Source organism: Actinoplanes sp. NPDC024001 (genome assembly GCF_040638955.1).
Lineage (GTDB): Bacteria > Actinomycetota > Actinomycetes > Mycobacteriales > Micromonosporaceae > Actinoplanes.
On the sequence record NZ_JBEZZB010000139.1, the window covers coordinates 17,378 to 27,931 of the forward strand.

The 10,554-nt window shown below is 72.4% G+C and carries 11 protein-coding genes; 6 read left to right on the forward strand and 5 right to left on the reverse strand.

Going from position 1 to position 10,554, the window contains the following annotated elements; all coding sequences use genetic code 11:
• Positions 1-9 precede the first annotated feature (9 nt).
• Positions 10-396, reverse strand: coding sequence for a nuclear transport factor 2 family protein (locus tag AB0F81_RS38215; protein WP_360205820.1), 387 nt, complete (start codon positions 394-396; stop codon positions 10-12).
• Between the two features lie 200 nt (positions 397-596).
• Positions 597-3,524 (reverse strand): hypothetical protein, encoded by a 2,928-nt coding sequence (locus AB0F81_RS38220; RefSeq protein WP_360205823.1) that lies wholly within the window; start codon positions 3,522-3,524, stop codon positions 597-599.
• A gap of 38 nt (positions 3,525-3,562) precedes the next feature.
• On the opposite strand from AB0F81_RS38220, the gene AB0F81_RS38225 reads away from it, so the two are divergent.
• Positions 3,563-4,297 carry a protein phosphatase 2C domain-containing protein gene (locus AB0F81_RS38225; RefSeq protein WP_360205826.1) on the forward strand — a complete coding sequence of 245 codons (735 nt, stop codon included), beginning with the start codon at positions 3,563-3,565 and terminating at the stop codon, positions 4,295-4,297.
• A 169-nt stretch (positions 4,298-4,466) separates the two neighbouring features.
• On the opposite strand, the gene AB0F81_RS38230 is transcribed toward AB0F81_RS38225, so the two are convergent.
• Together AB0F81_RS38230 and AB0F81_RS38235 are read right to left on the reverse strand one after the other, a co-directional pair.
• Entirely contained in the window at positions 4,467-4,709 is a 243-nt protein-coding gene (locus AB0F81_RS38230) for a hypothetical protein (RefSeq protein WP_360205828.1), read from the reverse strand.
• Positions 4,710-4,792: 83 nt separating this feature from the next.
• The gene (locus AB0F81_RS38235) at positions 4,793-5,386 is read right to left on the reverse strand and encodes a TetR/AcrR family transcriptional regulator (RefSeq protein WP_360205831.1); all 594 of its coding nucleotides are present in this window, start codon (positions 5,384-5,386) and stop codon (positions 4,793-4,795) included.
• Positions 5,387-5,431: 45 nt separating this feature from the next.
• Here AB0F81_RS38235 and AB0F81_RS38240 point away from each other — a divergent pair, with 45 nt between their 5' ends.
• From AB0F81_RS38240 to AB0F81_RS38250, 3 genes are all read left to right on the forward strand, one after another.
• Positions 5,432-6,703, forward strand: a complete 1,272-nt coding sequence (locus AB0F81_RS38240) for an alpha-hydroxy-acid oxidizing protein (protein ID WP_360205834.1) — start codon at positions 5,432-5,434, stop codon at positions 6,701-6,703.
• 28 nt (positions 6,704-6,731) lie between these two features.
• A complete protein-coding gene (locus AB0F81_RS38245; protein WP_360205837.1) occupies positions 6,732-7,466 on the forward strand; it encodes an SDR family NAD(P)-dependent oxidoreductase in 735 nt (244 codons plus the stop codon).
• Between the two features lie 81 nt (positions 7,467-7,547).
• A complete protein-coding gene (locus tag AB0F81_RS38250; protein WP_360205840.1) occupies positions 7,548-8,807 on the forward strand; it encodes a polysaccharide deacetylase family protein in 1,260 nt (419 codons plus the stop codon).
• A 59-nt stretch (positions 8,808-8,866) separates the two neighbouring features.
• Here the strand turns inward: AB0F81_RS38250 and AB0F81_RS38255 are convergent, their stop codons facing one another.
• Entirely contained in the window at positions 8,867-9,172 is a 306-nt protein-coding gene (locus AB0F81_RS38255; RefSeq protein WP_360205842.1) for a hypothetical protein, read from the reverse strand.
• Positions 9,173-9,228: 56 nt separating this feature from the next.
• On the opposite strand from AB0F81_RS38255, the gene AB0F81_RS38260 reads away from it, so the two are divergent.
• The gene (locus AB0F81_RS38260; RefSeq protein ID WP_360205845.1) at positions 9,229-9,864 is read left to right on the forward strand and encodes a GNAT family N-acetyltransferase; all 636 of its coding nucleotides are present in this window, start codon (positions 9,229-9,231) and stop codon (positions 9,862-9,864) included.
• Between the two features lie 26 nt (positions 9,865-9,890).
• Positions 9,891-10,319 carry a hypothetical protein gene (locus AB0F81_RS38265; RefSeq protein WP_360205848.1) on the forward strand — a complete coding sequence of 143 codons (429 nt, stop codon included), beginning with the start codon at positions 9,891-9,893 and terminating at the stop codon, positions 10,317-10,319.
• Positions 10,320-10,554 lie beyond the last annotated feature (235 nt).

Genomic DNA, 10,554 nt, shown 5'->3' on the forward strand with positions numbered 1-10,554 from the left:
CAGCGAGTGCTATTTCGGTAGCTCCTGGGAGGAGCCTGCCGGTCGCACGAAGGTGGGCTGGTCGAGCACCCACCGCCAGGTCCCGTCAGCTTGTCGGCGAGCCACCTCGACCGTGATCGTTCCGTCGGTCAGGCGGGTCGACGTGAGCGCCAGCTCCCCGGCGGTCAGCGTGGGAAGTGGGGTGCCTGGCTCGAATGTCGGCCGGTCGGCCAGCAGGCGTTCGTAGGCATCGCGGATCTCGCTGGCACCCGTCGCGACCTGGCCGTCGGGCAGGGCGAGAGCCGCTTCCGGCTCGTAGAGCGCGACCAGGCCATCGAGATCACCGGCGTTGAGCCGCTCGACGATGAGGCGGCTCAGGTCCTCGGGGCTCGCTGCACGCTCCGCTGCGACATCCATGGGCCCGACACTGCCATGGGGATGTGACATTCCCGCCGGCGATCGATGGGACGTTGCCCGGTTTGCTCCGGACCGCAGACATTGTCCGCAGGTTACTTTCGTTATTGGCCCGCCAACGCGGCGTCCATTGCCGGCACGGCAACCTGCGGTCCCAGCCCATAAGGGCGGGGTCCGTGCTGGCTGGTCGCGCGGTCATCCGGCTACGGCACCACGTGCAGGGGTTCTATGAAGGTGACCGATTGGCCGGGGCGGCCGGCGGCGGGGAGCCGTTCGACTGTGCCGTCTGTCAGGGAGAGGCGTAGGCCGATTGCAGGTTCCTGGGGGAAATGCCAGAGGTGGTAGCCGAACAGTACGTGGCTGGAGTCTTCCCAGAACGGTTCGCGGAACGTGCCCTGGGGTGATCGGCGGCGGTCCTCGGGTAGCCACCACACCTGCGGCTCCACGTGGGGGCCCGGCTCGATCGGGAAGAGAGTCAGCGCGGGTGGGTGGCTGCGCATCGTCCACAGCTGGTTGCCGCCCAGTGCCAGGCGGGCGGTGGTGTCGATCGGCACGGTTACCGAGGCGCCGTCGGGGCGGATCACCGAAATGCCCTCCCGGGTACGAATGGTGCCGGTGCCGGTGAGTGGGTCGATCTGCTGCAGCGGGTGTGGGTGCGGCTCCGGGTCGGTTCCGGGAGTCCAGCGCATGGTGACGCCGGCGCTGATCGGGTCCGCGAAGAAGATCGCGTCGCGGTGGACGCCGAGCACGCCGAAGGGCTGGTCGGCCGGCCAGGGCATGGTCACGGCTGGGCTGCCGGTCAGGTCGAGCAACCGCAACCGGTATCGGGATTCCAGCCGGTGGTGGGAGCTGTCGAAGACCGCCAGCCGGCGGCCGTCACCCAGCAGCCACGCCATACCGGGTGACCGCAGGTCGGCCACGTCGGTCACGGTGCCGTCGGCGGAGATCAATTGCGCCGGCTGGTCATGGCCGAACACCAACACGCCGCAGGCGGTCTGCAAGGCCCGCATCCACCGGCGTGCGGGAGCGAGACGGGCGAGTTCCACCCGGGCGCCGTCACGCCACTCCACCACCGTGCCGTCACTTTCGAGGATCCCTGCCCGCGGTGGCGCGCCGAGCGGCGGGATCGGTGGTTGATCCCGCTCACGTTCCCGGCTGCTCATCGACCAGCGGGCACCCGCCGGGGCGTTGAACGTCAACCTCGCCATGAGCCCCCGGACCTCCACCACCGGTGCGTCTTCGCCCGCCTGGCGCGGGCCTGGCGGCGGCACGGCTCGCCTACGACCGGGAGTTGCTCGTTCCGTTCCGGCCGGCCGGGCAACAGTGGCGGCCTGGTCCCCAGACGGTGTGGCCGTTGCGTCTGAGGTGGCAGACTCGCCGGACGTCCCTGGTCCGTCCGGCGCGGGCGGTCTCACCGACCCGGGTGGCGTCACCGGCGCGCTCGCGTTTACCGGCACGGGAGCTTTCATAGGCATCGCCGTCCCACCGGGTGACTCCGGCGCAGCAGGCCTTACCGGCACGGGCGGCATCGCCGAAGCGGACGATGCAGGTGGCGTTGGTCCCGCTGCCATGGCCGGCCCCGCAGGTGTGGAGGCATCCGGCTCAACCGACCCGGCAGAACCGGAACGGTCAGCAAAAACATCAGGCGCAGCAGGCGCGGAAGGCACAGAGGACGCAGCCGACGGCCGTGCTGGAGTCGGCGGCGGCGTGCCAGGCCGGCTCGAACCAGAACGGTCAGCAGAAACATCGGGCGCAGCAGGCTGCGTCGCAGGCGCGGAAGGCACAGACGACGCAGCCGACGGCCGCGCTGGAGTCGGCGGCGGCGTGCCAGGCCGGCTCGCACCGGAGGTCGCTGGCCGCGCGCCGCCGGTCGACGGACCGGCCGACGCCGGACCGGTTGGTGGTGGAGGCGAAGGTCGGGGCCCGGACTCCAACCACAGCACCGATCCGACGCCTGCGGACCAGGGTGCGGCGGAAGACGAGGAGGACGGAGAGGCGGCGGAGGCGTGCAGTTGGGCGTTCTGCTCCGCGAACGCCAGCACCTCCCGCAACTCACCCTCACCGACCAACAACCGCTCGGCCAGCGACGGCAGGCTGGTCTCCCACGGCAGGCTCGGCGCCCATCGCAGGATCGACCGGAGATCCTCCGCGAGCCCGCCGTACCGGCTACGGGCATCCTGCAACATCACCGCCCGCACCCGCTCCGGCGGCAGGGACAGCACCGTGTCCACCCGGGCCGGCTGCCCGACCACATACCCCTGCGGGCCTTCCCGCCGCAGGATCCCGGCGGCGGCCAGCAGCGGCAGCGCGTCGCGCTTGCGGCGCACCGGGGCCACCCCCAGCTCCGCCGCGATCTCGTCGAGACGGCGCTGCTCCGCGGCCAGACGATCGGTCACCTCGCGGTGCTGAGCGGCCTTCCGCTCGTCCAGGTCAGCGTGACCGGTGGTCAGCGGCGGGCGCGGGGGCTGCCGCATCGGGACGTCCAGCCAGCCGGCGGGTCGCTGGTGCGCGACACCCCACGCCTCGACGTCGTCCGCGGTCGGCGGCCGGCCCAGTTCGCGGGCCACGGCGGCGACGATGCCGCTCAACTCCATCGGCTCGTACTGCAACTCCGCCTGCCAGCCGCTGTAACCCGGACCGACCGCGGGGGCGCCGCGCACCAGCCACACCGGCGGGGACACGGCCGGATCGGGCCAGAAGCGCAGCAGCCAGCGATCGCCGGCGCCGTCGGGGGTGTCGCCGCGGCGGCGGGCCACCCGGACCCGGAAGTACGGCCCGGCGCCCAGCTCAAGGTCGGCGAGACCGCCGGCGCCGCCGGTCAGATAGGTCAGGCACAGGCCGCCGGAACCCGCCAGGTACGGCGTCTCCGCCACATCGTCGAACGAGTCGTGGTCGGCCGCCGGTGGGCTGTCGTGCAGCTCCAGGCGCACCACGTGATGGCCGCTGCCCGCCTGGCAGGTCAACCACCCGCCGCCGGCGGCAGCGAACGTGCCGGTCGGCTCCTCGCCGCTGTCGCGGTCGCGCGGTGGCCCGGTGTCATGCGGGGACCACGACACGTTCACGTCGCGCAGCACGAGCAGCCCGTACTCCGGCAGGTAATCGTCGTTCTCGAACTCGCGTACGACCGCCACGCCGGGAAACTACCCGATTTCCCGATTACCGTGGGGGCGTGGAGATCAGCGCCGCGGAGTGGACGGTCGCGGGCCGGCGGGTGTCCGCGGCCGCCGGCAGCGTCGTCGGCTCCCGCTACCGGGAGAACTACGACGTCCTGCACCTCGACCCGGACCGTCCGCTGGCCGTGGTGGCCGACGGCATGGGCGACGGGCCGGGCAGTCGCGCGGCCGGGCGGACCGCCGTCGGCACCTTCGTGCGAGGCAGCGCGCTCACCCCGTACCCCGGCGGGTTGCGCAGTGCGATCGCCGAGGTGCAGCGTGACGTGCGGGCGGCAGGCCGTGGCCTGCCGGGTTTGACCGGTTGCACGCTGACCGCGTTCGTCGCGGATCCGGCCGACGGGTCCGCCTGGCTGGCGCAGCTGGGTGACTCGCGCGCCTACCGGCTGCGCGACGGGCTGCTGGAGCTGCTCACCGTCGACCACACGGTGGCCTGGCTGGGCCTGCTGAACGGCTGGTATCCGGCGGACTCCCGGCAGGCGCACGCGGACCGTTACCGGCTGACCCGGTACGCCGGGCATCCCGGGGAGCCGGAGGCGGACCTGCTCAATGTGAGCCTGCGGCCGGGTGACGTGCTGCTGCTCTGCACCGACGGGATCGCCGATCAGGTGGCTTTCCACCGGATCGGCGAGGTGCTGACGGCGGCCCCGGCGGCGGCCGCCGAGTCGCTGCTCGCGGACACCCTGCCGGTGGGCGCCGACAACGCCACCGCGGTCGTGATGCGGGTCAGCTGAGCCAGCAGGCGCGCGGTCACCGTCTCCGGATCGACGATCTGGTGCAGCGCTGCTCGGCCGAAACGGCCCGCCGGGTCGCCGCGTCGGGGGTCATCGGCGGGCTGTGCACGAGAATGACAACGGCATCCACCGGGCCACCCTGCCCGACGGATGCCGTCCGTGCCATAGGTCAGGAGTTGAGGATGATCGCGTTGAGGATCACGCCGAGAACACCGCCGGCCACACCGGCCGCGGCGGCGTACCAGCCGAGCGGGCGGTCGCCGAGGTAACCGCCGACGATGCCGAGCACGAGCGCGGCGAGGCCGAAGATCAGGGGGCTCACCAGGACGGCGGCCACGGCGAAGACGAAGGCGAGGATCGTGCAGACGCGGGCAGCGGTCGTGGTGCCACGGGTGCTCGTCGTCTGGGTCATGGCGGTTTCCCTCCGCGGTCGGTAGTAGACGTTCGTGACTGCACCCAGATCTACCCAGGAGGGTTCCGGCGCAATCACGGGCGTCACTCGCACGGCTCAAATGCCCGCGCGAGAACGCCGCGCATGCTCTCCCATCGGGGGACGGCACCGCAGGTGCCGGGGACCGCGGCGGTCTGCGCCGTGGCGCGGATCGCGGCGAGCGTGGTCAGCATGACGTCGCGGAAGCCGGGCGCCGCGGCGTAGGTGGGCATCAGCTCGGCGGCCAGCGCGACGATGTCGTCGTGCACCGTGGTCAGGGTGGCGGCGAGCAGCCGGGCGGTCTCGGCGTCGGTGCGCGCGACGGTGAAGACCTCGTGCACGACGGCGATCTCCGGCCGGTTGTGGATCTCCCACAGCTGGTCGAGCAGCCGGTGCAGGCGCTGCCGCGGGGTGTCCCCGGTGATCGAGGCGGCGCGCAGGCCGGCCACGAACCCCTCCATCAGCCGGATGATCGTGGCGTCGACGAGCAGCGCCTTGGTCGGGAAGTGGTGCTGCTGGGCGCCCTGGCTGACGCCGGCCCGCTGGGCGACGCCGCGGGTGGTGGTGGCGGCCAGCCCGACCTCGACGAGGCTCCGCAGGGTGGCGTCGAGCAGGGCGTTGACCGTGGCGGCGCGGCGTTCGGCCTGGGTACGTGGCACGTCACCAGTTTACAAGTCGCCTGACTTGTTTCTAGGGTGTGGCGCATGACCACGTCGGCAGGGCCGGGGCGACTCCGGCAGAACCAGATCTACCGCGCCGGGGTGCTCGGCCGCCGCCCGGCCGTCCCCACCGATTTCGACGAGCTCGAACGGCAGGCACGCAAGGCCAGTAGCCGCACCGCCTGGGCCTACGTGGCCGGCGGTGCCGGGCTGGGCCGCACCATGCGCAACAACCGGGAGGCCTTCGACCGGTGGGCGATCGTGCCGCGGATGCTGCGCGCTGCGGCCGACCGCGACCTCTCCCGCGACCTGCTCGGCACCCGGCTGCCCGCGCCGATCCTGCTCGCCCCGGTCGGCGCCGGCCAGCTGATGGCCGCCGACAGCGACCTGCACACCGCCCGGGCTTCCGCCGCCACCGGCATCCCGTACGTCTACACCAACCAGGGCGGCACCCCGATGGAGGAGACCGCCGCCGCGATGGGCGACACGCCCCGCTGGTTCCAGCTGTACTGGAGCACCGACGACGGCCTGGTCGACAGCCTGATCCGGCGGGCCGAGGCGATCAACGCCGGCGCCCTGGTGATCACCCTGGACACCACGGTGCTGGGCTGGCGGCCGCAGGACCTCAACCTGGGTTCGCTGCCGTTCGCCCGCGGGCTCGGCATCGCGCAGTACACGTCGGACCCGCGGTTCCAGCAGCTCGCCGCCGAGCGGGAGCTGGCGAAACCGGCCGAGGTCACCGTGGCCGCGGTCCGGTCGCTGCTCGCGATGGTCCGCAGCCATCCCGGCAAGTTCCTGGACAACCTGCGCTCCGGGCGGCCCCGCCAGTCGGTGGAGACGTTCCTCGACATCTACTCGAACCCGCGGCTGAGCTGGGAGCACATCGCGAGCGTGCGGGAGCGTACCCGGCTGCCGGTGGTGCTCAAGGGCATCCTGCACCCGGACGACGCGCTGCGCGCCTTCGACCTCGGCATGGACGCGGTGGTGGTCTCCAACCACGGCGGCCGGCAGGTGGACAGCTCGATCGCCGCGCTGGACGCGCTGATCGCCGTCCGCGAGGCGGTCGGCCCGGACCGGACCGTGCTGATGGACAGCGGCATCCGCAGCGGCGCCGACGTCTTCACCGCCCTCGCCCTCGGCGCCGACGCGGTCCTGCTCGGCCGCCCCTACATGTACGGGCTGGCCGTCGCCGGGCAGCGCGGCATCGAGGAGGTGATCGCCAACGTCATCGCCGAACTGGACCTGACCATGGCGCTGACCGGGGTGAGCGACCTGGCCGGGATCACCCGCGAGCTGCTCGTCGCGCGCCCGGTGTAGCCGCCGGTCTGGCGGGTAGACGGTCGGCATGCAGACCAAACCCCTCGCCGCGGTCACCGGCGCGTCCAGCGGAATCGGCCTCGAACTGGCCAAGCAGTTCACCGAGAACGGCTTCGACGTGATCGAAGCGGTCGACGTCGACCTGTCCACCCCCGAGGGCGTCGAGCGGTTCTACGCCCAGGTCAGCGCCACCGGCCGGCCGCTCGACGCGATCGCGATCAACGCCGGCATCGGGCAGGGCGGCCCGTTCGCCACGTCGGACCTGGACACCGACCTGAGGATCGTGGACCTCAACGTACGGTCCTCGGTGCACCTCGCCAAGCTGGCCGTGCGCGACATGGTGGCCCGCGGCGCGGGCCGGATCCTGTTCACCTCGTCGATCGCGGCGACCCAGCCGGGCCCGTTCGAGGCGGTCTACGCCGCGTCGAAGGCGTTCCTGCTCTCCTTCTCCGAGGCGCTGCGCGAGGAGCTCAAGGACAGCGGCGTGACGGTCACCGCCCTGATGCCCGGCCCCACCGACACCAACTTCTTCGACCGGGCCGGCATGCAGGACACCCGGGTCGGCGCCAGCGACAGCAAGGACGACCCGGCGCAGGTCGCCAAGCAGGGCTTCGAGGCGCTGATGAAGGGCAAGGACCACGTGGTCGCCGGGTCGGTCACCAACCGGTTGATGGCCGGCGCGGCCAAGGTCACCCCGGAGACGGTCAAGGCACGCATGCACCGCGGCATGTCCGAACCGGGCTCCGGCGACCGGGAGGATTGACCCGCGGCCCGTGTCAGCCGCACCCGGAGTGCACCCGCCCGCCGGCTAAACGGGGGCGCCCCGGAACCGACTGACACGGGCATGACTCCTAGGTGGTGGCGGGCGGCCGCAGCGGCTGCGGCAGCGATGATCAGCGTGACCGGTGCCGGCACGGCCGTACCGGCGGCCGCGGCCGCCTCGCCGAAGACCGTGTACTTCACGTTCGACGACGGGCCCGGGGCCGGGACCGCCGAGCTGCTGGACGCGGCGGCCGCCTACGACGCCAAGGTGACCCTGTTCTACGTCGGTGTCAACGGCGAGCAGCGGCCCGACCTGGTGGCGCGGGCCGCCGCCGAGGGGCACGTGATCGGCAACCACACGTACGGCCACAAGTCGCTGCCGCGCCTGCGCAGCCACGAGGTGCACCAGCAGCTGGCGAAGGCTCAGGCGGCGCTGCAGCCGTACGTCAGCAACTGCTGGCGCCCGCCGGGCTGGGCCACCTCCCCCGCCATCGAGCAGGCCGGCAAGCGGCTCGGTCTGCGCCAGACCCTGTCGGTGATGGACCCCACCGACAAGCGGCAGGTGTTCGTCCCGGCCGCCTGGACCGACCCGGACCGGATCGTCGCGGAGGTGCAGAAGCAGGTCTTCGACGGCGCGATGGTGACCCTGCACGCGGAGCGGGCCGGCGCCACCGGGCAGCTCGGCGCCTTCAAGCGGCTGCTGCCGCTGCTGACCGCGCGGGGCTACCGGTTCAAGGCGCTGCCCTACTGCGGCAAGCCGACGTACAGGATGCTCGCCGTGGGTGACGGCATCGCCGCCGGCGGCTACCGCACCGAGCTGGACTCGCTGCTGCGCCGCGGCGCCGAGCCGCACGGGCTGAACCACCGCTGGGTGGGCAGCGTGACGAACGGCCCGGTCGCCGGTTTCGACCACGACGGGCACCGGGGCTGGACCGTCGACGACGTGGACCGCAACATCACCAAACTGCAGGCGGCATACCAGCCGGACGTCATCCTGCTCAACGCCGGCTCGGCCGACATCATGCGCGGCGCGACCGCTGACGCGGTCACCCGCCGGATGACCACGCTGCTGCAGCGCATCCGCCGCAACCAGCCGAGCGTACGGGTGTTCGTCTCGGTCCCGCCCGCCCTGCCCGCCGGCCGGGTCGCGGGGCAGCGGCAGAACACCGCCCTGCAGGAGGCCATGCCCGGCGTGATCCGCGGGGCAGGCAGCGACTTCTTCACCGTCGACCTGCGCCCGGGCACCTCCGTCGCCTTCCAGTACTACCGGGCGATGCGCAACAACATGCCGAACAGCGGCTTCTGGCCCGCCGTCCCCGGACCGCGGCAGCACAACCGCTGAACAAACCACGCCGCCGGCCGTTGTCCCCCGCAACGGCCGGCGGCGTCGTTGTGCCGCGGTCAGGCCCAGGTGCCCTCCTGAGCGACGATCATCGCGACGCAGAAGACCAGCAGAGCGCCGGCGACGGTGGTGCCGGCGATCGGCCACGCCCAGCCGCGGACCGCCGGCACGAACCGGGTGATCAACGCGGCGACCAGCGCGAACGGCACGACGTAGAGCTCCATGAGGCCGATCAGGCTCGCGTAGACCCGGTCGGTGCCGGACGACTGGGCGACCAGCAGCGCCATCCAGGCGAGCAGGATCACGTGCGGGACAGCCGCCAGCGCTGCGCCCACCCAGGGCCGTCCGAAAGGCCGTTCCGTCACGGCGGCGAGCGTACGCGACTTGCGCATCCCAGGCGTCACTGTCGATCATCGGCGGCATGGTGGATCTCGTGGGCGGGTGGGTGCACGGCTGGGCGCGGTGCCGTTCCACCGCCGATCCGGAGCCGGTTCCCGGCGGGTGGCGCATCGCGGTCGGGCTGCCGAACCATCGGGTGCGCTATGTGCTGAGCGGCCATGACGAGCAGATCCTGGCCGAGCTGGGCAGCCGGGCTGCGGCACCGGGCACGTGGATCAAGGTGGCCGGCGATCCGGACCGGTTGCGGGCGGCATTGCCGCCGGCGTGGGTCATGGCCGACACGGCCTACCTGATGAGCGCCCCGTTCACCCCCGCCGAGCGTGGGGCGCCGCCGGCGCCCTACCGGGTGCGGGTCGTCTCCGACGGCCCGGTCGCGATCGCCGAGATCCGCGACGGCGACGACGCGCTCGCCGCGTGGGGCCGGCTCGCTCCGGCCGGCGAGGTCGGTGTCATCGACCAGGTGGAGACCGACGCCGCACACCGACGCCGCGGGCTCGGCAGCGCGATCATGCACACGCTCGCCGCTCACGCCGCCGATCTAGGCCTGCACACCGGCGTGCTCGCCGCCACCGAGCAGGGCCGCGGCCTCTACGAATCGCTCGGCTGGTCAGTCTTCGGCCAGCTCGCCGCCGCCCACGTGCCGGAGACGCTTGACTGACGGCCCGCCGGGGAAAGGCATCGGCCATGGTCGAACAAACCTCCCCGCAGACCACCTGGCCGGTCCGCCTGGGCGGCCCACCGGCCCGCTTCGCCGTGCTGTCCGTGCTCATGGGCCTCGCCTGGTTCCCGTTCCGCCTCTACCTCGACCGCGGTGACCCCATCCCCCTGATCATCGCCGTGTCCGCCCTCTACGGCGTGATCTGGGCCCTGCTCATCCCGTTCATCTCCTGGTCCAGCCGCAAGACCAACAACCAACCGCCTCTCGCCCGCCCCGACGACCCCGCCTACGTCCGCCGCGGCGCGCTCACCGGCCTCGCCATAGGCGTTCCCTACTACGGCGCCCTGCTGATCCTCTGCCTGCTCACCGGCCGCTTCTGGCTCTACCCGGTCGCTTTCGCGACCACCCTGGCCATCATCGTGGTCATTGCCGTCGCCCGCTTGCGCACCCGATAACCCCTTTCTCGTACGAGCTAGCACACCCCCGAATCCACGCGCGCTCTCCCAGCCACTCCAGGCCCCAGCGCGACCGCCGGGCTCACCCTTCCGGTCCCGCGACCCACCCCCGCCCCCACCGAACCCCCGCCCAGCCGTGGCCTAATACTGCTACGGCGGTTCGTAGCTTCCGAGCGTGCTGAGTCGTTTGCGGTAGTGGGAGTCACGGGATCGTTGAAGGCAGCGGCGGCGGAAG